Source organism: Cellulomonas carbonis (assembly GCF_014636275.1).
GTDB classification, from domain to species: Bacteria; Actinomycetota; Actinomycetes; order Actinomycetales; family Cellulomonadaceae; genus Actinotalea; species Actinotalea carbonis.
On sequence record NZ_BMEB01000002.1, the window covers coordinates 424,588 to 449,591 of the forward strand.

At 74.9% G+C, this 25,004-nt stretch carries 20 protein-coding genes; 5 read left to right on the forward strand and 15 right to left on the reverse strand.

Annotation, left to right across the window (positions count from 1 at the left end; genetic code table 11):
* Nucleotides 1-93 precede the first annotated feature (93 nt).
* Nucleotides 94-531, forward strand: a complete 438-nt coding sequence (locus IEV86_RS07200; protein ID WP_081978605.1) for a DUF2809 domain-containing protein — start codon at nucleotides 94-96, stop codon at nucleotides 529-531.
* Here the strand turns inward: IEV86_RS07200 and IEV86_RS07205 are convergent.
* The 9 genes from IEV86_RS07205 to IEV86_RS07245 form a co-directional block, all read right to left on the reverse strand.
* Nucleotides 464-952: a nitroreductase family deazaflavin-dependent oxidoreductase gene (locus tag IEV86_RS07205; RefSeq protein ID WP_052426037.1), complete on the reverse strand. Its 489-nt coding sequence runs from the start codon at nucleotides 950-952 to the stop codon at nucleotides 464-466. The two genes, IEV86_RS07200 and IEV86_RS07205, sit on opposite strands and share 68 nt — an antisense overlap.
* 98 nt (nucleotides 953-1,050) lie before the next feature.
* Nucleotides 1,051-1,692 carry a response regulator transcription factor gene (locus tag IEV86_RS07210; protein WP_043604557.1) on the reverse strand — a complete coding sequence of 214 codons (642 nt, stop codon included), beginning with the start codon at nucleotides 1,690-1,692 and terminating at the stop codon, nucleotides 1,051-1,053.
* Entirely contained in the window at nucleotides 1,689-2,963 is a 1,275-nt protein-coding gene (locus IEV86_RS07215) for a sensor histidine kinase (protein ID WP_052426036.1), read from the reverse strand. Before IEV86_RS07215 ends, IEV86_RS07210 begins: the two co-directional genes overlap by 4 nt.
* Nucleotides 2,964-3,123: 160 nt before the next feature.
* On the reverse strand, nucleotides 3,124-3,741 hold the full coding sequence (locus IEV86_RS07220) for an L-threonylcarbamoyladenylate synthase (RefSeq protein WP_043604555.1): 618 nt from the start codon (nucleotides 3,739-3,741) through the stop codon (nucleotides 3,124-3,126).
* Between the two features lie 69 nt (nucleotides 3,742-3,810).
* Complete coding sequence (locus IEV86_RS07225; protein WP_043604553.1) at nucleotides 3,811-4,551, reverse strand: HNH endonuclease family protein; 741 nt, start codon at nucleotides 4,549-4,551, stop codon at nucleotides 3,811-3,813.
* Between the two features lie 168 nt (nucleotides 4,552-4,719).
* Nucleotides 4,720-7,257, reverse strand: a complete 2,538-nt coding sequence (locus IEV86_RS07230) for a D-alanyl-D-alanine carboxypeptidase family protein (RefSeq protein ID WP_229734537.1) — start codon at nucleotides 7,255-7,257, stop codon at nucleotides 4,720-4,722.
* Between the two features lie 209 nt (nucleotides 7,258-7,466).
* Nucleotides 7,467-8,069 (reverse strand): class I SAM-dependent methyltransferase, encoded by a 603-nt coding sequence (locus IEV86_RS07235; protein ID WP_043604591.1) that lies wholly within the window; start codon nucleotides 8,067-8,069, stop codon nucleotides 7,467-7,469.
* 110 nt (nucleotides 8,070-8,179) lie between these two features.
* Nucleotides 8,180-9,163: a siderophore-interacting protein gene (locus tag IEV86_RS07240; RefSeq protein WP_052426034.1), complete on the reverse strand. Its 984-nt coding sequence runs from the start codon at nucleotides 9,161-9,163 to the stop codon at nucleotides 8,180-8,182.
* Nucleotides 9,164-9,202: 39 nt separating this feature from the next.
* Nucleotides 9,203-10,075 carry a TetR/AcrR family transcriptional regulator gene (locus IEV86_RS07245; protein ID WP_081978601.1) on the reverse strand — a complete coding sequence of 291 codons (873 nt, stop codon included), beginning with the start codon at nucleotides 10,073-10,075 and terminating at the stop codon, nucleotides 9,203-9,205.
* 207 nt (nucleotides 10,076-10,282) lie between these two features.
* Here IEV86_RS07245 and IEV86_RS07250 point away from each other — a divergent pair, with 207 nt between their 5' ends.
* Entirely contained in the window at nucleotides 10,283-11,218 is a 936-nt protein-coding gene (locus tag IEV86_RS07250) for an NAD-dependent epimerase/dehydratase family protein (protein ID WP_043604551.1), read from the forward strand.
* A 95-nt stretch (nucleotides 11,219-11,313) separates the two neighbouring features.
* Here the strand turns inward: IEV86_RS07250 and IEV86_RS07255 are convergent, their stop codons facing one another.
* From IEV86_RS07255 to IEV86_RS07270, 4 genes are all read right to left on the reverse strand, one after another.
* Entirely contained in the window at nucleotides 11,314-12,261 is a 948-nt protein-coding gene (locus IEV86_RS07255) for a type IV toxin-antitoxin system AbiEi family antitoxin domain-containing protein (protein ID WP_043604548.1), read from the reverse strand.
* A 423-nt stretch (nucleotides 12,262-12,684) separates the two neighbouring features.
* Entirely contained in the window at nucleotides 12,685-14,781 is a 2,097-nt protein-coding gene (locus tag IEV86_RS07260) for an elongation factor G (protein ID WP_043604545.1), read from the reverse strand.
* A 97-nt stretch (nucleotides 14,782-14,878) separates the two neighbouring features.
* Complete coding sequence (locus tag IEV86_RS07265; protein WP_052426032.1) at nucleotides 14,879-16,060, reverse strand: OmpA family protein; 1,182 nt, start codon at nucleotides 16,058-16,060, stop codon at nucleotides 14,879-14,881.
* A gap of 1 nt (nucleotide 16,061) precedes the next feature.
* A complete protein-coding gene (locus IEV86_RS07270) occupies nucleotides 16,062-16,679 on the reverse strand; it encodes a hypothetical protein (protein WP_043604543.1) in 618 nt (205 codons plus the stop codon).
* Nucleotides 16,680-17,020: 341 nt separating this feature from the next.
* Here IEV86_RS07270 and IEV86_RS07275 point away from each other — a divergent pair, with 341 nt between their 5' ends.
* The 3 genes from IEV86_RS07275 to IEV86_RS07285 all read left to right on the forward strand — a co-directional run bounded on the left by IEV86_RS07275 (nucleotide 17,021) and on the right by IEV86_RS07285 (nucleotide 23,047).
* Nucleotides 17,021-17,593, forward strand: a complete 573-nt coding sequence (locus tag IEV86_RS07275; protein ID WP_081978600.1) for an OsmC family protein — start codon at nucleotides 17,021-17,023, stop codon at nucleotides 17,591-17,593.
* Between the two features lie 247 nt (nucleotides 17,594-17,840).
* The gene (locus IEV86_RS07280; RefSeq protein WP_043604540.1) at nucleotides 17,841-20,300 is read left to right on the forward strand and encodes a glycoside hydrolase family 94 protein; all 2,460 of its coding nucleotides are present in this window, start codon (nucleotides 17,841-17,843) and stop codon (nucleotides 20,298-20,300) included.
* A gap of 347 nt (nucleotides 20,301-20,647) precedes the next feature.
* Nucleotides 20,648-23,047, forward strand: coding sequence for a glycoside hydrolase family 43 protein (locus tag IEV86_RS07285; RefSeq protein ID WP_052426031.1), 2,400 nt, complete (start codon nucleotides 20,648-20,650; stop codon nucleotides 23,045-23,047).
* A gap of 105 nt (nucleotides 23,048-23,152) precedes the next feature.
* On the opposite strand, the gene IEV86_RS07290 is transcribed toward IEV86_RS07285, so the two are convergent.
* Complete coding sequence (locus IEV86_RS07290; protein WP_052426030.1) at nucleotides 23,153-24,100, reverse strand: DMT family transporter; 948 nt, start codon at nucleotides 24,098-24,100, stop codon at nucleotides 23,153-23,155.
* A complete protein-coding gene (locus tag IEV86_RS07295) occupies nucleotides 24,097-24,993 on the reverse strand; it encodes a methylated-DNA--[protein]-cysteine S-methyltransferase (protein WP_152605597.1) in 897 nt (298 codons plus the stop codon). Before IEV86_RS07295 ends, IEV86_RS07290 begins: the two co-directional genes overlap by 4 nt.
* Between the last annotated feature and the right edge of the window lie 11 nt (nucleotides 24,994-25,004).

Genomic DNA, 25,004 nt, shown 5'->3' on the forward strand with positions numbered 1-25,004 from the left:
CGGCGGTGGGCGGGACCGGTCGCCTTCTCAGGGCCCCGGCCGGTGCGGGCGCCGGAGGCATGGGACCGGGCCGCGGCGCAGTACGGTCGCCCGATGGTTCCCGAGCGGTCGCGCGCCCGACTGGCCGTGACCGCGGTGGTCGTGGTCGTCCTGGGCCTGGCGACGACGGCGCTCGGCGGCGTCGTCGGCGACCTCGTGGGCGGCGCGCTCTACGCGGTGCTCGTCACGGTCCTGCTGGCGATCGCGCTCCCGCGGCTGCGCGCCGTCGTCGTCGGTGGCGTCGCGTTCGCGGTGTGCGTCGTCGTCGAGCTGCTCCAGCTCGCGGGGGTCGCGGTGGCGCTCGCGGACGCCGCGCCGACGCTGGGCTCCGTGGTGCGCCTCGTGCTCGGCTCGACGTTCTGGGCGCCCGACCTGGCCGCGTACGCGGTGGGTGCCGCGGCCGGGTCGGGCGTCGTCCGGCTCGTCAGCCCGCGGGCTGCGACGACTCCCCGCCCGGCCGGGCCGCGTCCGACGCCGCGTCCACCGGCGTGAGCAGCAGCAGCGGGATCTGGCGGTCGGTGTTGGCCTGGTACTGCGCGTAGTCGGGCCAGACGGCGACGGCGCGCTCCCACCACGTCTCCCGCTCGGCACCGGACAGCTCGCGCACGCGGTAGTCGCGCCGCGTCGGTCCGTCCTGGAGCTCGACGAACGGGCTGGTGAGGAAGTTGCGGTACCAGGTCGGGTGCTCGGGCGCCCCACCCTTGGACGCGACGGCGACGTACTCGCCGTCGTGCTCGACGCGCATGAGCGGCGTCTTGCGCAGCTTCCCCGACGACGCGCCGACCGACGTGATGACGACGATCGGCACGCCGCGCAGCGTGTTCGCCTCGGCGCCGTTCGTCGCCTCGAAGGTCTCGGCCTGCTGGCGCGCCCAGTCGGACGGGCTCGGTGCGTACTCCCCGGTCAGTGGCATGTGAGCGGCAACACGTCGCGGGCCCGGTCTCTTCCCGTCGCCCGACGGGGGCCGGTCGCGCCGTCGCGTGCCGTCGTGACGCCGGTCGGACCCGCCGGTCAGACCAGACCTGACTCGTACGCCGCGATGACGAGCTGCACGCGGTCGCGGCGCGCGAGCTTGCGCAGGACCGCCGCGACGTGGGTCTTGACGGTCTGCTCGGTGACCCACAGCTCGGCGGCGATCTCCGCGTTCGACAGACCGCGCGCGACCGCGAGCAGCACCTCGTGCTCGCGCGGCGTCAACGTGTCGAGGCCCGGGACCGGCTCGGGTGCGGGCGTGCGGGCCGCGACGTCGGACACCAGGCGGCGCGTCACGTTGGGCCCGAGCAGCATCGACCCGTCCGCGACGGCCCGCACGCCCTCGACGAGCCGGTCCGCCGGGACGTCCTTGAGCAGGAACCCGCTCGCACCGGCCTGGAGCGCGTCGTAGACGTACTCGTCGAGGTCGAACGTCGTGAGCACGAGCACGCGCGTCGACGGGTGCTCGGCCGTGATGCGCGCCGTCGCGGCGATGCCGTCGAGCACCGGCATGCGCACGTCGACGACGGCGACGTCGGGCGCCGTCTCCCGGACGAGCGTGACGAGCTCGCGGCCGTCGCCGGCCGACCCCACGATCTCGATGTCCGGTGCCGAGTCGAGGATCGCGGCGAACCCGTGCCGCACCACGGGCTGGTCGTCCGCGACGACCGTGCGGATCATGCGCCGCCCCCGGGCGTGGCGGGCGCGACCCGAGCGGGACCGACCGCTCGCGGCACCTCCGTGAGCGGTGCGGCGCCCACCCGGGTGGGCACGACGACGTCGACGCCGAAGACCCCGCCGCGGGACGTCACGGTCAGCACCCCGCCCACCGACTCGACGCGCTCGCGCATGCCGAGCAGGCCGCGGCCCGGGGCGACGTCGTCGTCGGCGGCGACGGGGTTGGTGCAACGCAGCCGTGCGAGCGCGCCGTGCGCCGACAGGTCGAGCGTGACCGGTGACCCGGGCGCGTGCCGGCGGGCGTTGGTCAGTGCCTCCTGCGCAGCCCGGAAGAGCGCGTAGCCGACGGTCGGCGGGACCGCGCCGTCGCCCGACCGCGTGAACCGCACGTCCTGACCCGCTGAGCGCGCCTGCTCGACGAGCGTCGCGACGTCGTCGGCGCCCGGCTGGGGTGCGCGTGCGGCGCCGTCACCCTCGCTGCGCTGGAGCACGACGAGGACCTGACGCAGCTCGTTGAGCGCTCCCCGCGCGTCGGTCGCGATGTCGGCGAGCACGCGCCGGGCGTCCTCTCCCAGGGTCGGGTGCGTGTACGGCGCGCTCTCGGCGCGCACCGCGACGAGCGAGATGTGGTGCGCGACGACGTCGTGCAGGTCCCGGGCGATGCGCGCGCGCTCGGCGGTCACGGACTCGGACTCGAGCGCGCGGCGTGACGCGACGGCGGCCTCGGCGGTCCGGCGACGCGACCGGTTGCCCGCGCCGATCGCCCACGCGATCGCGACGGCCGCGACCGTCATGCCGAGGTAGACCGTGAGCACCTCGGCCTCGGGACGCGGGCCCGTGCCCGACGTCACGGGCCCGACCGGCAGCATGGCCGGCACGAACGTCAGGCAGTAGACGGTCGCCACGGCGAGGGCCGCGAGGAGCGGCGCGAGTGCCATGCGTCGACCGTGCGTCGCGGCGACGACGGCGATCATCACGAGGCCGAGCCACCACCCCCAGTCGAACCACCCGATCACCACGACGAGCCCGAACGGCCAGAGGCCCAGCAGCGTCGCGAGCCCGGGCCGGACGGCCGACAGCAGGACGCCGACCACGAGGCTGACGCGCGCGAGGACGACGGCCGCGACCCAGGGCGTCATCGCGGCGGACCAGCTGATGCCGTACGTCCCGGACGAGGGGTCCTCGAGCACCCAGATGTCGGCCGGGGTCGTGACGAACAGGACCGCGAGCAGCGACGCGAGCACACCGGGCAGCACCCACGCACGTCGGCTCATGCGCCGATCCTCGCGGAGACGCCGTCGCCGGACGACACCCGTGCGGAGGGTCCTGGCTCCCTCGCGCGGGTGAGGGCGGTCCCCAGGGCGGTCCTCGGGGTGGTCCCCAGGGCGCTCCTCCGGCTCGCGGCCGACGCGACAACCGGAGCCGGCCGTCGGGTCAGAACCGGTCCGGGTCGCCCGCCCCGACGCGCACGACCTCGGGGTACCCCTCGGACCAGTCGACGACCGTCGTGGGCTCCGCGACGACCTCGCCGCCGTCGAGCACCGCGTCGATGACGTGGTCGAGCTCCTCCTTGATCGCCCAGCCCTCGGTGAGCGGCTCGGGGTGGTCCGGCAGCAGGAGCGTGCTCGACAGGAGCGGTTCGCCGAGCTCGCGGACGAGCGTCTGCGCGACGACGTTGTCCGGGATCCGCACCCCGACGGTGCGCTTCCGCTCGTGCGCGAGGCGGCGCGGCACCTCCTTGGTCGCGGGGAGGATGAACGTGTACGGCCCGGGGGTCGCTGCCTTGATGGCGCGGAACGCCGCGTTGTCGAGGTGCACGAACTGGCCGAGCTGCGCGAAGTCGGCGCACACGAGCGTGAAGTGGTGCTTCGCGTCGAGGTGCCGGATGCGGCGGATGCGATCGGCCGCCGTGTGGCTGTCCATCGCCGCGCCGAACGCGTAGCCCGAGTCGGTGGGGTACGCGACGAGCGCGTCGTCGCGCAGCATCGCGACGACCTGCCCGATGGTCCGCGGCTGGGGGTTGGCGGGGTGGACGTCGAGGTAGCGCGCCATCTGCCGAGGGTAGGTCCGTCACGGCGCGACGTCGATCACGGACGTCACCCTCGGCGCCGCGCACCCGACTCACGGCCCCTCCAGGACGACGCACCGGTCGAGCCACCGGTCCATCGCGTCGCGCTCGGCCGCGGTCACGCGCAGCCCGTACGCGGCCTTGACCCGGACCTGGAGCAGGACGTACCGGCAGCGGAAGCCCCGCTCGGGCGGCAGCCACGTCGCGGCGTCGCCCGCACCCTTCTGCTGGTTGAGCGGGCCGTCGACGGCGAGCAGGTTCGCCGGGTCGTTCGCGAAGAGCTCGCGCTGCGCGGGCGTCCACTGCTGCGCACCCTTCTGCCACGCGTCCGCGAGCGCCACGACGTGGTCGACCTGGACGTCGGCGCTGCGCTCGCCGCGCTCGAACGCGATCGTCCCGCCGCCGTACGGGTCGACGAGCGTCCCGGTGAGGACGACGCACCCGCCCGTCCGCTCGTCGAGGACGACGTCCGTGAGGTCGCGGCGCAGCACGTCGTTGCGCGTGTCGCAGCCGTTGCGGTCGGCGTCGGCCCACGCCTGGCCGAACTGGTCGCGGTCGTATCCCGTCATCGGCGCCCGTCCGGCGACCTCGAGCGACGCGAGGTCCTCCCGCGCCCGGTCGAGCTGGACCTGCGTCACGCCGACGACGTGCCCGGTCGGCCGGCGCGCACCGAGCAGGTCCGGCAGGCCGGCATCGGCGCCGACGTCCGTCGCCGTCAGCAGCGCACCGGCGAGCAGCACCGACACGAGCGTCGCGAGGGCGGTCGCGGCGCGCGAGCGGCGTCGTCGTCGCACCGCCCTGCTCCCGCCCCACCGCCGTCCGCCCACGGCCCGTGAGCGTGCCACGGCGGTCCGACACGACGACGCAGGGCGCGCCCGTCCTGGGGACGGACGCGCCCTGCGCGTGACGTGGTCGAGCGGGGCCGGCCCGGCGCGCTCACCGCACGCCGGGACCCGGTCCGGTCAGGGCCGGCGGAAGTACCCCGTGACGTCGAGCACGACGTCGGTCGTGCCGGCGTTGTTGTAGACGTCGGCCGAGCCGCCCTCGCCGAGGCGCACGATCGCGAGGTTGGCCTGGTCGCGTCCGTGCCCGGTGTTGAGCACCGACGTCCCCGGCCGCTCCGCGCCCGTGCCCCACGTCGTGAGGTACGTCGCCGCGGCGCTCTGCCGGGTCGCGGTCAGCGTCACGGCCGCCGCGACGGCGTCGCGCGGGATGCCGGTGCTCGCCACCACAGGCACCGTGAGCGTGTCGGCCGGGCCGACGGGCACACCGGTGCCGCGCGTGTCGATCGCGCGCGTCGGCTGGATCGGCGTGAACCGCGCGGCGCCGCCCGGCCCGTACCAGCCGACCACGTCGACGACCACGTGGCCCGTGCCGCCCGCGGCGTGCACGTCGAGCCGCCCGTTGCGCAGCGCGACCGTCGCGTGGTTCGCGACGTCGTTGCCGGGCAGGTGGTTGACGGTCGACGTCGTGACCGCACGGCCCTGCGGGACGACTGCGACGTTGCCGTTGCCGCGCGAGCGCGCCGACGTCACGTTGACGACGACGGCCGTCGCGTCCGCGGGGACCCCGGCGCGGCCCGCGACCGGGACCGTGACCGGGGCACCGGGGGCCGGGACGACGCCCGTGGTGCGCGTGTCCAGGACGCGGGCCGGCTCGGCGAGCGCGCCGTAGCCGACGCCGCCCGCCGTCGTCCAGTAGCCCGTGACGTCGACGACGAGGTGCGCGGACCCCGCGTCGTTGTAGAGGCTGACCTTGCCCTGGCCACCCACGCCGACGGCCACGCCCGCGGCGGTCGCGGAGCGGTTCTGGTCGGTGTTGAGGACCGAGCTGTTCGGGATCGGCCGACCCGCGGGCCACGCGCGCAGGTGCGTCGGCCCCGCGGGGCTCACGGCGGTGACGTTGAGCGCGACGGCCTTGGCGTCGGCGGGCACGCCGTGCACACCGGCGACGACGACGTCGAGCCGCGACGCCGGTCCGACGGACTGCGCCTCGGGACGCGTGTCGAGCACGCGCGCGGGCGTGATCGGGACGAAGCGGAGGTCGCCGACGAGCGGTGCGGCGGCCACCACGGGCGGGACCTGCGAGCCCGTGACGCCGACGACGCCGCTCCACGGCGCGACGGGCGTGCCGCTGTGCCCGTCGGTACCCGTGACCGTGAACCGGTACGGACCCGTGCCGACGACCTTGCCGGTCAGCGTGCGGCCGTTCCACGTCGCCTCGACGCCCGGGCCGCCCTCGACGGCGGTGCCCGACGAGCGGTGCAGGACGACGTTGGTGCGCGCGTCGGTCACCTCGAGCTTCCAGTGCAGCGTGCCGTACGTCGTCGCGCGCAGCGTGACCGGGGTGCCCTGCGGGACCGTCGCCGCCGACAGGTACGGGTGGCGCACCTTCGCCATCGGGATCCCCGTGAGCGCCCGGCACGGACCGGCGAAGCGGTCGGTGACGGCGGCGAGGCCGCGCTCGATCTGCGTCTGCGGGTTCTGCAGGTAGGTGGTGGCGGCCGACGACGTCGCCCAGCGCGAGCCGTACAGCGCGCTCATGCTCAGCTGCGGGATGCCGCGCAGGTCACCGGCGCCCGCGGCGGCACGGTCCCACCGGCTCGCGCGCTGCCACAGGTCGCCGAGGCACGCGCGCTCGGCGACGCCGTCCCACGGCTGCGTGCGGGTGAGCTCCATCGCGAGGCCGCGCGCCTGGTCGGTGCGACCCGACGCGACGGCGCCTGCGTACTCCCAGTGCCACGCCTCGGGCAGCGAGCCGTTGATCTGCGCCCAGCGCGGGTGGAAGAACCCGAAGCGGTTGGCGTTCGCGCGCATCCAGTTGTGCTGCGGCGAGCCGAAGTTCTGTACGCCCCCGCCGAGGTCCACCGCGAGGCCCCAGCCGTGGTTGGAGGTGCCGGGCGTCGCCGCGAGCGTCGGCTTGAGCTGCTTGAGCCGCACCTGCTCGTCGTAGCTGCGGTACGACGACGTCAGCGACAGGTTGACCCCGAACGCCGAGCGGTACGCCGCGTTGAGCTCCGCGAGCGCGCGGTTCGCGTCGCAGCGGAACAGGTGCCGGGTCGCCCACGCGGGCGAGCACATGACCGAGGCCGGGATGCGTCCGTTCGCGAACCCGGCCCACGCGCCGACGGCGCCGCGCACCTCGCCGTTGTAGCCCTGCGGGGGCATCTCGAGCGCGGCGATCGCGGGCACGTCCGTGGGAGCGGACGGCGCGTCGGCGCCCTCGGGGGCAGGCTCCGGCTCGGGGACGACCTCGGGCTCAGGCTCCGTGAGCGGCTGGTCGGCCGCGGGCGGGGCGGTGGGCGTGGCGGTCGGCTGGGCCGGGTCGAGCGGGGCTGGGTCGAGCGGCGCCGGGTCGAGCGGGGCTGGTGCTGTGCCCTCGGCCGCGGGGGACGCGGTCGTGAGCCGGGGGTCCGCCGACGCGGCGGCGGGCAGGGCCGTCGCGATCGACGTGAGGAGCGCGGCCGCGAGGGCGACGGTGCGCACGGAAGAGCTGGTCACGCGTTGACTCCTGGGGAGCGGGTCGCCCCCTGCAGGCGACTCGGGACTCCTCCCATCGGCCGCGGCGGGTCCCGCTCAAGAGGTTTTCACCCGCCGACGCGCCTCATCCGGCGTGTCGTCGTGTCGACGTGCCGGGACTGCCCCGACAATCCGCGGTCGGCCCTCCGTGAGGCCTCCGTCGCCCGGCGTCGGCCTCCGTCAGCCCGGTGTCAGCCTCGCGTCAGGACCGCCACGAGGAAGTCGGCGTCGGGGGTGAACGGCCGCAGGTCCCACGACGCGAGGGCGAGGTCGAGCCGCAGGCCGGCGGCCTCGACGTCGGCGAAGAACGCGCGGACGTCGTAGCCGCGACCGGCCCCGAAGCCGATCACCGCGCGGCCCGTGGGGGCAAGGTGCGCCCCCATGCGCCGCAGGACGTCGACCTCCGTGCCCGGTGCCAGGAACGTCATGACGTTCCCCGCGCACACGACGACGTCGAACGGGTCGGTGACGCCGCGGGCCGGGAGGTCGAGCTCGGCGAGGTCGCCGACGAGCCACGTCGGCCCGGGGTGGTCCTCCTCGGCCGCGGCGATCAGCACGGGGTCGACGTCGACGCCGACGACGACGTGCCCGCGCCGTGCGAGCTCACCGCCCACGCGCCCCGGTCCGCAGCCGGCGTCGAGGACGCGCGCGCCGCGGGGGACCATCGCGTCGACGAACCTCGCCTCACCCGCCAGGTCGGCACCCTGGGCGGCCATGCGGCGGAACCGCTCGACGTACCAGTGCGAGTGCTCGGGATCGGCCTCGACCTTCTGCTCCCAACGGCTGCGCGGCATGGTCCCGACGGTACCGGCCGGGTGCGACACGGGTCGCGAGCGGCGAGCGCGTGCGACGGGCGCCCCGAGCGGCGGTCGGTGGTCGCGAGGCCCGGGCGGCCGCGACGCCGTCAGTCCGTCGCCTCGGGCGACTTGTGGTCGAAGCCCGCGACCCCCACGCGCCAGTAGCCGGTCATCGACGAGCAGGACCTGTCCACGCCGAGCGCCGTGACGTGCCGCCGGACCCCGCGCACGGCCGTCGCCTCCGCGGCGGCCCACACCCAGCCCCGACCGGTCGGGCCGGGCAGGCCCGCACGCGCCACCGCGTCGGCGAGCAGCGTCGTGGTGCCGCGCTCGGCGGTCCCGCGATGGAGCCACGTGACCTCGTGCGCTCCGGCGAGCGGGACCTCGTCCTCGGGGCCGTCGACCTCGGCGAACGCGAGGACGCGCGCCGTGGAGGGGAGGCGGTCGAACCAGTTGGCCAGCCCGGGCAGGCCCGTCTCGTCGACCGCGAACAGGTACCAGTCGCGGTCGGTGGGCGGGAGCTTGGTCGTCTTGGGCCCGAGGAGGCCGAGGCGGCTGCCGGGCCGGGCGGCCGCCGCCCAGCGACCCGCGGGACCGTGGTCGTGGACGGCCATGTCGAGGACGACCTCGCCCGCCGCGGGGTCGAAGGTGCGGATCGTGTAGTCGCGGCTGACCGGGCGCTCGCCCTCGCGGGCGACCCAGCGTCCGTCGACGAGCTCGGGCATCGGCACGTCGTCGTCGGGCGTGGGCGGGAAGAACGCCTTGGCGTGGTCCGTCGGCCCCTCGCACCGGAAGCCCGCGAGCTCCGGCCCGCCCAGCGCCACGCGCCGCATCGACCGGCCGAGCGGCTCGACGCGCAGCACGGTCAGCCGCCGCGCGACGACCTCGAGCGCGACGCGACGGATGGGGCTCGCGGGAGCCGTGCCGGAGGGTGCCTGGCTCGTGGGTGCCGTCGTCGCGGGCGGCGCGTCGGCGGGTGCCTGGCTCGCGGGTGCGGTGGCCTCGGGCGAGGCGGTCGGCGGGTCGGTGCTCGCCGACGGGTCGGTGCTCGCGGACGGGGCGGTGCTCGCGGACGGGGCGGGCTGGGTCACGGACGCTCCGGGGATGGGCTGGTCGGCGGGACGGCCAGGCTACGTGCCCGAGCCGTGGGCGCCGGGGCCCGTGATCCCGAGCAGCGTCGCGATGCGGCGGACCTCGTGGTCGAAGAACGCGGCGGCGTCGGCGACGACCCCGTGCCGGTGACCGAACACCTCGAACGACACGGCGCCGAACAGGTACGTCCACGCGATGAGGCCGCGGACCATGAGGTCCGGCGGCGCCCCGGGCGGCAGCATCCCCACGACGGGCGCGACCGCCGCGACGACGTCGTCGGGCAGCGGTGGGGCCGCGGCGGGGTCGTGGGCGCCGGTCGCGAGGAGCTCCGCGAGCAGCCCGGTGAGCAGGACCGGGACCCGGCTCGCGGGGCCGACCGTGTCCTGCGGCGCGACGTAGCCGGGGATCGGCGAGCCGAAGATGAGCGCGTACTCGTGGGGGTGGGCGAGCGCCCAGTCCCGCACCCCGTGGCAGATCGCGGCCCACCTCTCGCCGACCGGCTCGCCCTCGACGGCGGCAGCGGCGGACTCGGCCGCGACGCCGAGGCGGTCGTAGGTGTCGACGATCAGCGCCGTGAGCAGGGCGTCGCGGTTGGGGAAGTAGCGGAACAGGGCCGACGACGCCATGCCCATCTCCCGGGCGACGGCGCGCAGGGACAGGGCCGCGCCACCGCCCTCGGCGAGCTGGGCGAGGGCGCGCTCCTTGATCTCGGCGGTGAGCTCGGCGCGAGCGCGCTCGCGGGCGGTGCGCGGTGCCGACGCGGCGGGCGTGGGCGCGGCGGGTGCTGGCGTGCCGGGTGCCGGCGTGCCGGGAGCTGGCGTGCCGGGTGCTGGCGTGCCGGGTGCGGACCCGCCGGGTGCGGATGCGCCTGGTGCGGAACCGGCGGCTGCTGGACCGGGTGAGCGGTCCATGCCGTCGACCGGCGCGGTGCTGCCTGTCGCGGGAGTCGAAGGGGGTTCCACGCGGGAGATCCTGCCACGCTCCGGGAGCGGTGCACGCCGACGAGAGCAGTGCTCTTGACAGCAAGGCGGTTCGCACGCGACGCTCATCACGCGAGAGCACCGCTCTCGGAGTGGATCGCCGATCACACGCCGCTCGCCGGCGAGAAGGAGCGCACCATGTCGCTGCACGTCGTCGTCGGGGCTGGCCCCGTCGGTAGCGCGATCGCCCGTCGCCTCGCGGCCCAGGGCGACGACGTCGTCGTCGTCACCCGGTCGGGCTCCGGGCCGGACGTGGCCGGCGTCCGCCGCGTGGCCGCCGACGCGTCGGACGCCGCCCGGCTCACGTCGCTCGCCGTCGGCGCCGCGTCGATCCACAACGCCGCCAACCCGCCCTACCACCGTTGGGCGGCGGACTGGCCGCCCCTGCACCGATCGCTGCTCGCCGCGGCCGAGCGCGCGGGCGCCGTCCTGGTCACCGTGAGCAACCTGTACGGGTACGGCCCCGTCGACGGGCCCATGACGGAGGACCTTCCCCTTGCTGCGAACGGCACCAAGGGCCGGGTGCGCGCGGCGATGTGGGAGCAGGCGCTCGCGGCGCACGACGACGGGCGGCTGCGGGCGACGGAGGTCCGCGGCTCCGACTACGTGTGCCCCGGGCCGGGCAGCCACGTCGGCGACCGCGTCATGCCGAGACTCCTCGCGGGTCGGCCGGTGACGGTCCTGCCGCGCGCCGACGTCGCGCACTCGTGGACGTCGGTCGACGACGTCGCGCGCCTCGCCGTCGTCGCCGCGACCGACGAGCGGGCGTGGGGCAGGGCGTGGCACGTGCCGAGCAACGCGCCCCGGACCCAGCGCGAGCTGGTCGCCGACCTGTGCCGCGTGGCGGGGCTCGAGCCGGTCCCCGTGCGCGAGCACTCGCGGATGCTCCTGCGGGCGCTCGGGGCGGTGAACCCGATGCTCCGCGAGCTCGGCGAGGTGGCGTACCAGTTCGAGCGCCCGTTCGTCCTCGACTCGTCGGCCGCCGAGCGGACGTTCGGACTCGCACCGACGCCGTGGGACGAGGTCCTGGAGGCCCAGGTCGCGGCCTACCGCGGCACCCCCGCCCGCACCTGAGGGGGCGATCGGTCGGGGAAGTGGGGAAGGCCGGCGTCGCCGTCGGGTGTCGGCCTTCCCCACTGACGACGTTCCTGTCGACGGGGCCATCGCGGTCACCGCGTCGCCGTGCAGGCCAGCCCGCACAGGCGTGGTGAACGCGTCCACCCGCGCCCCGCGAGCGCCTCGGCGACCTGACGGGCCACTCCGCAGGGATCGGCGACGACGTGGGGCCAGCGGTACCGCAGCGTGATCCCTCCGCCGCCGACGGCGACCGCGTTGTCCCGCCACACGTCGGCGTCCGTCCGGCCACCGGGGTGAGCGACCTCGCCGTCGAGCTCGACACGCACCCCGAGCCCTTCATAGACCGCGTCGGCGCGCAGCCAGCGTCCGTCGAGCAGCTCCCACCGCTGGCGCACCGCCCGAGGCAGCCCGTGGCGCCGTTCGACGTCCCGTCGGTAGCGCAGCTCGAGCGGCGACTCCACCTCGACGGTCGGGGTTCCGAGGACGTCCAGCGCGAGCGACCGATGGCGTAGGCGAGCGCGGCGACCGAGTGCGTCAAGGAGATGGTCGGGCGGCACCCGCCTGCGCAGTGCCTCGCACAGCACGGCCGCCGCGCGATCCTCGCTCGGCGCCGCACCGAGCAGGTCCAGCACCGTCTCGGCACGGTCGACGACGACGAGTCGTGCGCGCCGCTCGGCGACGATCGCGCGACGTCGTCGGATCCGGAGCTCCGAGGACCCGACGACGCGCCGCTGATGGGGGACGACGACCTCGACCGAGGCGGGTGGTCGGAGGACGAGCTCGTGGACGTACGCCGCCGAGTGGTGGCTCAGGGCCGCCCCGTCGCCTGCGTGGAGAAGGGCCGCATGCGCCCTCGACCGCCACTCGACCGGCCCTGAGTGCACGACGTAGACCCCGGGGTGCTGACGCTGCCACGCGCCCTCCTCGACGAGGCGCTGGACGCGGCTGCGAGACATCCCGGCGTCGAGGATCTGACGGGCGCTCAGGACCGCGTCCTGTCGGTCCGCGAGGCGGCGGAGGTCCGAAGGCATCCTGCTCATCCCGCGACGGTGGACCACGCGAGCGCGACGGCAGGATCGGGTCCGCCAGAACTGTGGACACACCGCCATGAGGGCATTCAGGCCGCGCACCGGGCGCGCGCCAGGCGCCGGGCTCCGCGGGTCGGCGGGCCGCGGAGCCGCCTGTGGGGAAGGTGGGTGCCGCTATCCGGAACGGAGGTTCCCCGTAGTGCGGGGTTGGGTCGGGCGCGGCCGGGCTCCGCGGGTCGGCGGGCCGCGGAGCCGCCTATGAGGAAGGTGGGTGCCGCTATCCGGAACGGACGTTCCCCGTACGGCGGGGTGGGGTCGGGCGCGGCCGGGCTCCGCGGGTCGGCGGGCCGCGGAGCCGCCTATGAGGAAGGTGGGTGCCGCTATCCGGAACGGAGGTTCCCCATAGAGCGGGGTGGAGGGCCCCCGCCGCCCCCGTCACCCGACGGGGACGGCGACCTTGTCGACCAGGTGGGACGGGACGACGTCGTAGTGGCTGTGCTCGGCGGTGAACGAGCCGCGGCCGCCCGTGAGCGACCGCAGGTCGAGCACGTAGCGTGCGAGCTCGGCCTCGGGCACCGTCGCCTCGATCACGGACCGGCCGTCGGGCAGCACGTCGGACCCGCTGATCCGCCCGCGCCGGCCCGACAGGTCGCCCAGCACGTCGCCCTGGAGCTCGGCGGGCACGGTCACGGTCACGAGCGACACGGGCTCGAGCACCACGGTCCCCGCGCGCTGGAGCGCCTCGCGCAGCCCGTGAGCGGCCGCGGTCCGGAACGCCATGTCGGACGAGTCGACCGAGTGGAACTTCCCGTCGTACAGCTCGACCCGCACGTCGACCACGGGGAACCCGTGCAGCCCGCCGGCCTCCATCGCCTCCATGACGCCGCGCTCGACGGCGGGGATGTAGTTGCGCGGCACCGACCCGCCGACGACCGAGTCGACGAACGCCGCCCCCTCGCCCCGCCCGCGCGGCGACACCCGCAGCTGCACCACGGCGAACTGCCCGTGGCCGCCGGACTGCTTCTTGACCTTGCCCTCGACGTCGGCGGCCGCCGCGATCGTCTCGCGGTACGCGACCCGCACGGGCGCGGTCGTGACGTTGACGCCGAACTTCCGCGCGAGCCGCTCGAGCGCGACGGCGAGGTGCACGTCGCCCGCGCCGCGCAGCACCGTCTGCGAGTGGCCGCCGCTCGCCGCGCCGACGTCGGTCGTCCGGTCGACGCTGAGCGTCGGGTCCTCGGCGCACAGGCGCGCGAGCGAGCCGGACAGCTTGTCGTCGTCGGACTGGGTGACGGGCGTGAGCGCGAGCGCGTAGGCGGGCGGCCGCGCGGGCACGCCGTCGACGACGACGCGCACGGCCCGCCGGCCGAGCGTCGAGCCGGTGGGGGAGTCGGCGAGCTTCGCGACGGCGGCGATGTCGCCCGCGACGACGGCGTCGGTGGGCAGGTGCTCCTTGCCGCGCAGGTGGAACATGCCGTGCAGGCGCTCCTCGGCGCCCGTCGTCGCGTTGACCAGGCGGTCGTCGTTGCGGACCGTGCCGCTGAGCACCTTGAACAGGGACACCTGCCCGACGAACGGGTCGGCGACGGTCCGGAACACGTGCAGCAGCGGCTCGCCGTCGGGGTCCGGCTCGACGACGACCTCCTGCCCGTCGGGTCCGCCGACGTGCACCGTCACGGGCCGCGGCGCGGGTCCGATCTCGCACAGGTAGTCCGCCAGCCGGTCGATGCCGACGCCCGTCAGCGCCGAGCCGAGCAGCACGGGCACCTCGGTCCCGTCGAGCACCTCGTGCGCGAGGGTCCGCTCGAGCTCGGCCGCGCTCGGGACGTCGCCCGAGAGGTACCGCTCGAGCTGGTCGTCGTCGCCCGAGACGATCTCCTCGGTGACCTCGTCGTGCAGGCGGTGCTCCTCGTCGGCGACGTCGTCGGGCAGCGGCTCGGCGTGGTGCGTGCCGTCGGGCTCGTACTCGAAGCCCTTCTCGGAGAGGACGTCGGCGACGCCGTGCAGGCGCTCCTCCTCGCCGAGGGGCAGCTCGAGCGGGACGATCCCGGCGCCGAAGCGCTCGCGGAGCTGGTCGAGCACGCGGTGGAAGTCGGCGCGCTGCTTGTCCTCCTTGGTCACGAAGACGAGCCGGGGGATCCCGCGCTCGACGCACTGCCGCCACGCCACCTCGGTGCCGACCTCCACGCCGTCGACGGCGCTGACCACGAGGACGGCCAGGTCGGCCACGGCGAGCGCGGCGTCGACGGAGCCGACGAAGTCGGCGTACCCGGGGGTGTCGACGAGGTTGACGCGGTACGTCGCGCCGTCGGACGCGGTCCACCGAAAGGGGGCGACCGCCGGCGACAGCGTGATGCCGCGCTTGATCTCCTCGGGCTCGGTGTCGCACACCGTCGAGCCCTCCTCGACGCGTCCCGGCCGCGGGATGACCCCGGCCCGGTGGAGCAGCGCCTCGACGAGCGTCGTCTTGCCGACACCGCTGTGGCCCACCAGGGCCACGTTGCGGATCCTCGGCGTCTCTGCCTGGTCCATGTTCGGATCTCCTTCATTGGAGTGGCCCTTGCAGGCAGGCTAGCCAGGCACTCCGGTGAGGGGAACAGGACCTCCGTCCGTCGACGGGCCGGTCGGCTCACTCGTCCCGGACGACGGGGACGCCCTCGAGGCGGGGCCACTCGGGCAGCACCGAGACGTCGACGGTCGCCACGTCGTGCAGCGGGCGCGCGACGTAGGCCTCGTAGCGCAGGGGCCGGTCGACGACGGTCGCGGCGAGCACCGTGCTCGTCGACCACTCGATCCCCGTCTCGCGCAGGACCCGGTACGTCGTGAGGTTCACGGGGTCGATCACCCGCGGGTAGAAGGAGCCCTCGCCCGTCATGCCGTACACGGTGTGCCGGCCGTCGCCCTCGAGCGGTGTGAGGTGGATCCGCACCCGGGCGACGGACCCGCGCACGACGACCGGCTCGACGCCGACCCGCACGGACGTCCCGGCGTCGTCGCCGGCCGGCACCTCGACGACGTGCTCGACGACGACGGCGGCGGCGTCGACCCCGCTGATGCGCGGCTCACCGGGGAGGTACTCGCCCGTCACGGGCTCGGGGCGCGCGGTCTCGGTGTCCGTGGAGACCGCGCCCGCGGCGGTGTGGCGGAGCTCGACCCGCCGGTTGCGCGCGCGGTCCTCCGCGACGTCGTCGCCGGACTCGGGGACCGCGAGCGCGGACTCGCCGTGCCCGCGCACCTCGAGTGCGAGGTCGGGACGGGCGGCGGCGACCACGTCCGCGACGGCCTGCGCGCGCCGCTGCGACAGGTCCTGGTTGTACGCGTCGGACGCCACGGAGTCGGTGTGGCCGTCGACGGCGAGCGTCGCGCCCTGCGGGACGTCCGCGACGAGCTCGGTCACGCGCTGCCGTGCGGCGTCGGCGAGCTCGGCGCTGTCGACGTCGAAGAGCAGGTCGGACGCGAGCGTGACGAGCACGTCGTCGCCCCGGGTCTGCACCTGCTGGACCGACGTGATGGTCCCCTGGGGGTCGAAGTGCCGAGGCCGTCCGGAGTACTCGCGCGGGCCGCCGGGGCCGTAGGTGCGCACCGAGCGCGACACGGTCGCGTCGTCGGGCATCCCGCCCAGGTCGTCGACCGTGAGCACGTCGACCCCGGGCCGGTCGGTCGCGTCGGTCGGCGCCACCGAGGCGTGGGCCGGGGCCGCGAGCGCCGTGGGAGCCGCGAGTGCGGCCGCGGCCGTCAGGACCGCGCCGACGAGGGTCGCGGTCGCGACGGCGGTCCGGCGGGGGACCCGTGCCCGGGTCGGGAGCCGCACGTCAGTCCTCGTACGTCACGGGGACGTCCTCGAAGACGGGCCACGCCGGGTGGACGACGACGTCGACGGCCTCGGGTCGGCCCTCGAGCGCCGGGAAGAAGCCCTGGTACAGGACGGGCTCGCCGTTGGCCGTCTGCGCGGCGACGACGTCGGTCTCCAGCTCGATCCCGGTGTCGCTGACGACGTCGTACGACCGCAGGCCCGCGACGTCCCAGATCTCGGGCGCCACGTGGTCGTCGAGCATCTCGTAGATCGAGATCCCCTCGTCCGCGCTCGAGAACTGCGGCGTCAGCACGAGCCGCAGCTCGGTCGTGTCACCCGAGCCCACGAGCGAGACGAGACCCACGGTCGTCGCGTCGTCGCCCGCCGTGCCCGGGACCGGGAAGGTGCCCTCCAGGATCGGCTCGTACTCGTGCCCGCCGACGACGACCGGGCCGCCGTCGCCGCCGGCGCCGCCGCCGTCACCGCCGTCGCCGCCCGAGCGCTCGGACGTGTCGGCCGACGACGACGCGTCGGGGTCGTCCCCACCGCCCGGTGTGCAGGCGACGAGTGCGACGGCGCAGGCGACCGCGGAGGCGCCGAGGAGGGTCGAGCGGCGGGGACGGGGGCGCGAGGTCACGGTGGGCGAGGGTAGCGGGAACCGGGACACACTGGGCGAACCGCCCCCCGCCCGTGTGCCAGCGGCGTGCCGCATCGTGGACGTGACGTTCCGGTGCGCGAGACCGCGCCCTACGGTCGAGGCATGGCCACGACCCCCGCACCGACCGCCTGCGCGGTCCTGGCTGCGGCGACGGTCGGCGTGACGCGCCTCGCGGCGCGAATGCTCTAGGGCGCGCGCCCCACCACCTGGCGGTCACCCGCACGCACCGCGCCGGTCCGGCGCGCGTCGCGTCGTCGTCCCCGGTCCTGGTCGCGTGCGCCCGCCCCGCGCCCACGACAGCACGGACCCAGGAGCACGACATGACCACGACCCCGACCACCGCCACCACCACCACCACCCGCGGCGCCGACCTCGCCGCGGCACGCGACGAGCAGCTCGCGGCGATCGTCTCGGCCACCGCGGCCGCCGTCGCCGACGACGCGTCGCGCGCCGCGGTGCAGTTCACCGCGACCGGGACCTCGACGGGAGCCGTCGCGACCGACGTCGAGACCCGGCAGCACCGCTTCGTCGTCGACGAGCCCGCGTCCCTCGGCGGCGACGACTCCGCGACCAACCCGGTCGAGTACGCGCTCGGCGCGTTCATCGGCTGCCAGGTCGTCACGTACCGGTTCTGGGCCGCGCGGCTCGGGATCCGGCTCGACGACGTGCGCGTGACCGCCGTCGGCGACCTCGACGTCCGCGGCTTCTTCGGCCTCGACGACGACGTGCGGGCGGGGTTCTCCGAGGTGAGCCTCGACGTCGAGCTCGTCGGGCCGGAGCCCGCGGAGCGGTACGCGACCCTCCAGGCCGCGGTCGACGCGCACTGCCCGGTGCTGGACCTCTTCGCGAACCCGACGCCCGTGCGGACGTCGCTGCACGTGACGAGTGCCTGAGCCCTGACCGCGCGGGGCGCCGACCGGACGTGGTCGGCGCCCCGCGTCGCCGGGCGACCGCCGCGCCGCGTGGGCAGCCCCTCGCCGCGACGTCGGCCGGACCCCCGCCGTGACGCCCCGGCGCGTCCCAGCACCCTGCCGAAGTCCCTTCCGGATGCGCTCGCCCAGCGCTACAGTTGCCGTGAGAGCGCTCCCACGGCGCAGCCGCACATCGACCGGCGACGGTCAGACCGAGGACGATCACCCCATGCGCTACGGCCACTTCGACGACGACGCCCGCGAGTACGTCATCACCACGCCCCACACGCCGTACCCGTGGATCAACTACCTCGGCAACGAGCAGTTCTTCTCGCTCGTGTCCCACCAGGCCGGCGGCTACTCGTTCTACCGCGACGCCAAGATGCGCCGCCTCACGCGGTACCGCTACAACAACATCCCGACCGACGCGGGCGGCCGCTACCTCTACGTCAACGACGGCGGCGACGTGTGGACGCCGTCGTGGCTGCCCGTCAAGGCGGACCTCGACCACTTCGAGACGCGCCACGGCCTGGGGTACACGCACATCACCGGTGAGCGGCGCGGGGTCCGGGTCGAGACCCTGCTCTTCGTGCCGATGGGCGAGGACGCCGAGGTCCAGCGCATCACCGTGACGAACACGTCCGAGGTCACCAAGTCCCTGAAGCTCTTCACGTTCCTCGAGTTCGCGCTGTGGAACGCGCAGGACGACCAGACCAACTACCAGCGCAACCTGTCGATCGGCGAGGTCGAGGTCGAGCAGGACGGCCCGCACGGCAGCGCGATCTACCACCGCACCGAGTACCGCGAGCGCCGCGACCACTACGCCGTCTACGGCATCAACACGCGTGCTGCCGGGTTCGACACCGACCGCGACACCTTCCTCGGGGCGTGGAACGGGCTCGGTGAGGCCGCGGTCCCGCGTGCGGGCGCGTCGGCCGGGTCGGTCGCGAGCGGCTGGTACCCCATCGGGTCGCACGGCCTCGAGCTCGAGCTCGCGCCGGGCGAGAGCCGCACGTACGTCGTCGTCCTCGGCTACGTCGAGAACCCGCAGGACGAGAAGTGGGCCGACGACGCGCACCAGGTGGTCAACAAGGAGCGTGCGCACGCGCTGCTCGGACGGTTCGCGACGACCGAGCAGGCCGACGCCGCGTTCGACCGGCTGCGCGCGTACTGGACCGACCTGCTGTCGACCTACTCGGTGAGCTCGACGGACGAGCGGCTCGACCGGATGGTCAACATCTGGAACCAGTACCAGTGCATGGTCACGTTCAACATGAGCAGGTCGGCGTCGTACTTCGAGACGGGCATCGGGCGCGGCATGGGCTTCCGCGACTCCAACCAGGACCTCCTGGGCTTCGTGCACCTCGTCCCCGAGCGGGCGCGCGAGCGCATCCTCGACATCGCTGCGACGCAGCTGCCCGACGGGTCGGCGTACCACCAGTACCAGCCGCTCACGAAGCGCGGCAACGACGACATCGGGTCGGGCTTCAACGACGACCCGCTGTGGCTCATCGCGGGCGTCGCGGCCTACATCAAGGAGACCGGCGACTGGGCGGTCCTCGACGAGAAGGTGCCGTTCGACAACGACGAGACCATCGCGGACACGCTGTTCGAGCACCTCACGCGCTCGTTCCAGTTCACGCTCGACCACCGCGGCCCGCACGGGCTGCCGCTCATCGGGCGCGCCGACTGGAACGACTGCCTCAACCTCAACTGCTTCTCGACCGAGCCGGGCGAGTCGTTCCAGACGACGGAGAACCAGGCGGGGGGCGTCGCGGAGTCGGTCTTCATCGCCGCGCAGTTCGTCCTCTACGGCGCCGAGTACGCGCGCATCGCCGAGCACCGCGGCCTGCCCAAGGTCGCCGAGCAGGCCCGGGCCGCGGTCGAGGTCATGCGCGCCGCGATGCTCGAGCACGCGTGGGACGGCCGCTGGTTCCTGCGCGCGTACGACTACGACGGCAACCCGATCGGGACCGACGCGCACGACGAGGGCAAGATCTGGATCGAGCCGCAGGGCTTCGCCGTCATGGCGCGCGTCGGGGTGGACGGCAACGGCAGCGACAAGGCGACGAGCGCGCTGGACTCGGTCGGCGAGATGCTCGCGACCGACCACGGCATGGTGCTGCAGTTCCCCGCGTACACGACGTACCAGGTGCACATGGGCGAGGTGTCGACCTACCCGCCGGGCTACAAGGAGAACGGCGGCATCTTCTGCCACAACAACCCGTGGGTGATCATCGGCGAGACGGTGCTCGGCCGCGGTCAGCGGGCGTTCGACTACTACCGGCGCATCACGCCCGCCTACCGCGAGGAGATCTCGGACGTCCACCGCCTCGAGCCGTACGTCTACGCGCAGATGATCGCCGGCAAGGAGGCCGTCCGGCACGGCGAGGCGAAGAACTCGTGGCTCACGGGCACCGCGGCGTGGAACTTCGTCGCCGTGAGCCAGTACCTGCTGGGCGTGCGGCCCGAGTACGACGGGCTCGTCGTCGACCCGCAGATCGGTCCCGACGTCCCCGAGTTCACGGTCCGCCGCGTCGCGCGCGGTGCGACCTACGAGATCACCGTGCGCAACACGGGCACCCCGGGCGCGCGAGCCCGCCTGACCGTCGACGGCGAGCCGCTGGGGGGCGACCTCGTGCCGTACGCGGAGGCGGGGTCGACCGTCCGGGTGGTCGCGGAGCTCTGAGGGGGGCGGCCGCGACCCGGCGGCAGCTGCCGCCCACGAGACCCCGTCGGTCCTGCACCCGGCGGGGTCTCGTCGCGTCCGGGCCCGTCCAAGCCCGCCCGGGCCCGGGGTGGCCCCGCCCGTCCTGACCCGTCGGGGCTGACCCTTCTTCCCGCTTCGCCCCTCTTGTCCAAGGTTTACCCATGAGGTAGGACTGTCCGGTACAAGGTTTACCAACGGCCGCCGACCCGGCGGTCCACCTCCGGGGCGCTGTCCGACGTCGTCGTCGGGTCGGCCGTCCCGCACCCGCGCGTCCCACCCGGCGGCGCGTCGTCGTCCCCGTTCACCGTCGATCGGTAGGACCACCCATGCTGCTGACACACCCTCCGACCGCGGGCCGCTCGGCCCGCACGACCCGACCCCTGCGCGGGGTGATCGCCGCGCTCTCGGCCGGCGCGGTCGCCGCGACGCTCGCGGCGACCCCCGCTGCGGGCAGCTCCCACGGCCCCACGTGGCCCGGGAAGGACCCCGTCGTCACCGCGACGTCCTACACGAACCCCGTGAGCGAGGACTTCGCGGACACGTTCGCCGACCCCGCGGTCATCCGCGGCAAGGACGGCTACTGGTACGCGTTCGGGACCACGGACGCGCTCCGCGAGGGCGAGGGCGTGCGGCACATCCTGCCGATCTCGCGCTCGACGGACCTCGTGACCTGGGAGTACGTCGGTGACGCGTTCACCGAGGACACGCTGCCCGAGTGGGCGGACCGCGACCGGAACGCCGCCCTGTGGGCTCCCGACGTCCGCTACGTCGACGGTGAGTACCGCCTGTACTACGTCGTGACCGACACGACGCTCACCGACGAGATCAACGACAACGCGATCGGCGTCGCCACCGCACCCCACCCGACGGGGCCGTGGACGGACTCGGGCGACGCCGTCGTCGACCCGCGCCGTCAGGGGCCGGACAACTTCCTGTGGACGTTCGACCCGCACCACGTGACCGACACCGACGGGACCGAGCACTTGTTCTACGGCTCGTACTACGGCGGCATCTGGGTCACCGAGCTGTCCGAGGACGGCACGGAGGCGGTCGGCGAGCCGACGCAGGTCACCATCGACAACAAGTACGAGGGTGCGTACGTCGTGCGGCACGACGGCTACTGGTACCTCTTCGCCTCGTCCGCCAACTGCTGCGCGGGCCCGACGACCGGCTACAGCGTGCACGTCGGCCGCTCCGAGACGCTCGACGGCCCGTACCTCGACCGCGAGGGCGTGCCGCTGCTCCAGTCGCGTGCGGGCGGGACCCCGGTCATCGCACCCAACGGGAACGCGTGGGTCGGCACGGGACACAACGCCGTCGTCACGGACCTCGCCGGTCAGGACTGGTTCGTCTACCACGCGATCGACCGAGAGGACCCGTACCTCGACGGCACCGACGGCATCAACGAGCGCCCGATGCTCGTCGACCGGCTCGACTGGGTCGACGGCTGGCCGACCGTGCGTGCCGGCGAGTGGGCGTCCGACGACGAGCAGGCCGGTCCCGCGACCGGCGGCCGCGCCGTCGCGTCGTTCGAGGACGGCCTGCGGGACGGGTTCACCACGGTGGGCCGCTGGACGACGGGCACCGACGACGACGCCGGGACGTACGCGGCGTCCCGCGGACCGGGCCTGCTCGTGACGCGTCACGGGCCCACGGGTGACGTCCGCGTCGAGGCCGACGTGCGGGTCACCGGCGGCTCGACGTCGACGGTCGGGCTCGGCACGGGTCTGTCCGGTGGCGTGAGCGACCGGGCGTCCGGCATCCGCGTCGCCGTCGACCCCGTCGCGCGGGAGCTCGTCCTCACCGTCGCGGACAGCACGGGTCGCCCGGGGACGGTCGCGGAGGAGCGCACGCCGATCCCGCCGCAGATCGACCTCACGACGTGGCACTCGCTCGTCCTCGAGGTCGTCGACGGTGTCGCGTACGCCGAGATGAGCCACGCCCGCCTGGGCGACCCGTTCGCGGTCGTCGAGGTCGGGATCCCGTCGTCGGTGCGCGCGCACGGTCCGGCGGGTGCGTCCGCGAGCGGTGCCGATGTCCACGTGGACAACCTCAGCGTGCTGCCGCACGGTGAGCTCGAGGTCGACGACGTCGCGACGCCACCCGCACCGGGTGCCGTGGTCGACGGCGACGAGTTCGAGGGCGACGCTCTCGGCGACGGCTGGACCGCGCTGCGCGACCCGGCGGTCCAGGTGGCCGACGGCGTGCTGCGCTGGGAGGTCGAGGCGGCCGACCTGGTCGGCGGCGGCAACACCGCGGGCGTGCTCCTGCGCGACGCGCCCGACGGCGACTGGGTCGCCGAGACGCAGGTGACGATCGACCTCGGCACCGACACGATCCGCAACTACCAGCAGGCCGGGATCGTGGCCTACGTCGACGACGACCGCTTCGCGCGCCTGTCGCACGTGGCGATCTGGAACACGCGCCAGACCGAGTTCGGCTACGAGATCCCGTACGCCGGACGCCTCCAGTACGGCGGGACGATCGTGGGTCCGCCGTCCGACACGACGTGGCTGCGCCTGACGAAGACGGAGGACGCGTCCGGTGAGCAGGAGGTGCAGGCGTCGACCAGCACCGACGGCGAGACCTGGGTGCACGGCGGGGTCTGGACGTTCCCGGCCGACGCCGACGTCCGGATCGGGCTGGTCGCACACGGCGCCGCTGCGGGTGAGGAGCCCGCGACCGCCGAGTTCGAGTACCTGCGGGTGTCCACGCCCGAGGGCTGATCCGGTCGGCAGGACCAGCAGGGGGAGGGCTCACGTCGCGCGGCGGCGTGGGCCCTCCCGCTCGTCCGGGCGGGCGGGGCCCCACGTCCCCGCCGCGCCCCGACGTCAGCTCGGTGCGGGGACCCGGGGCGGGCGCGGGGCCCGGGCCTTGGCCTGGGCGATCGCGACGCCCGCGAAGATGACGAGGGCGCCGACCGGCTCGTTCCACGACAGGTGCTCGCCGAGGAACGCGACGCCCACGACCGCCGCCACGACCGGCGACAGGTACGTGACGGTGCTCGCGGTGCCCGGTCCGGCGACGGCGATGACGTGGAAGTTCAGCGCGTACGCGACCCCTGAGCCGAGCGCGCCGAGGGCGAGCATCGCGCCGACGACGGTCGGCGTGACCTCGCCGTGCGGTGCGATCCCGGTGAGCAGGACCACGGGCAGCATGAGCACGGCCGAGAGCGCGACCTGCCCCGTGACGAGGCCGAGCGGCCGCTGACCCGTCGAGGTGAGGTAGCGCCGCGAGTACGGCAGCGCGAGCCCGTAGCACGTGATCGCCGCGAGGCACGCGAGGATCCCGGACCACTGCCCCGAGCCGAGCCCGCGCCACACGCCGATGACGACGGCGACCCCGGCGAAGCCGGTGAGCAGGCCGACGACGCGCCGTGCGGTGGGCCGCTCCTCGGGGTATGCGGCCAGGATCACCGCGAGCGTCGCGAGCGGCGTCATCGCGTTGATGATCCCGGCGATGACGCTCGACACGTGCTGCTGCCCGATCGCGAACAGGACGCCGGGCGCGGCGTTGAGCAGCACCGCGACGACCACGAGGTGGCCCCACGTCCGCCGGTCCGACGGCAGGCGCACGCGCATGACGGCACTCATGAGCAGCAGCGCGGTCGCCCCGAGCAGCAGCCGCCAGAACGCGACCTGCACGGGTGTGAGCGCGCGCAGGCCGACCGCGATGAACGCGAACGAGCAGCCCCAGATCAGGCCCGCGAGGAGGAACCCCGGGAACCAGGACCGCAGGGGCGCTGCGGTCGCCGGTGCGGGGGCGGTGGTCGCGGTCACGACGTGGCCCCCGCCGGCTCGCGCAGGGGCGCGGGCTCCCGCGGCGGTGGGCTGGAGCCGGGGCCGGAAGCCGCCCGCTCGCGCTCCCGTGCGAGGAGGCGTTCCTTCACGGCGAGCCCCCAGCGGTAGCCGCCCATCGACCCGTCGCCGCGGATCACCCGGTGGCACGGGATGACGAGCGCGACGGGGTTGCGCGCGCACGCGCTCGCGACCGCACGGACCGCCGTCGGTGCGCCGATCTCGGCGGCGACCTCGGTGTACGACCGCGTCTGGCCGGCCGGGATGCGACGCAGCGCGTCCCACACACGCGCCTGGAACGCGGTGCCGTGCAGGTCGACGGGCAGCTCGGTCCGGGGGCTCCCGCCCGCGGCGAGACGGCGCAGCCCGTCGGCGAGGTCGGCGAGCCCGTCGTCGTCGCGCTCGAGCGTCGCCGCGGGGAGCTCGCGCGCGATCTCGTCGACGAGCGCGTCGACGTCGTCGCCGATCCGCACCGCCGCGAGGCCGAGGTCACCCGCTGCCGCGACGACCGTGCCCAGCTCCGTCGTGACCGCCGTCCACCGCAGCACCTGACCCGTCCCTCCCGCGGCCCACTGGCGTGGCTCCATGCCGAGCGTCGGCCCCGTCGTCTCGTAGAACGCACGCGTCGAGCCGAAGCCCGCCGCGAACACCGCGTCGGTGACCTGCTCGTGCTCGCGCAGCAGCCGCCGCGCCTCGCCCGACCGGACGGCGAGCCCGAACGCGCGCGGCGACGTCCCGACGACCGCCGCGAAGTCCCGCGTCAGCTGGCGTGCGCTGCGGCCCGTCAGGCGTTCGAGCTCGGCGGCCGGTACGGGCCCGCCCGCCTCGACCATCGCCCGGCACGCCCGGACGACCCGCTCCCTCGTGTGCTCCACGGCCGCAACGC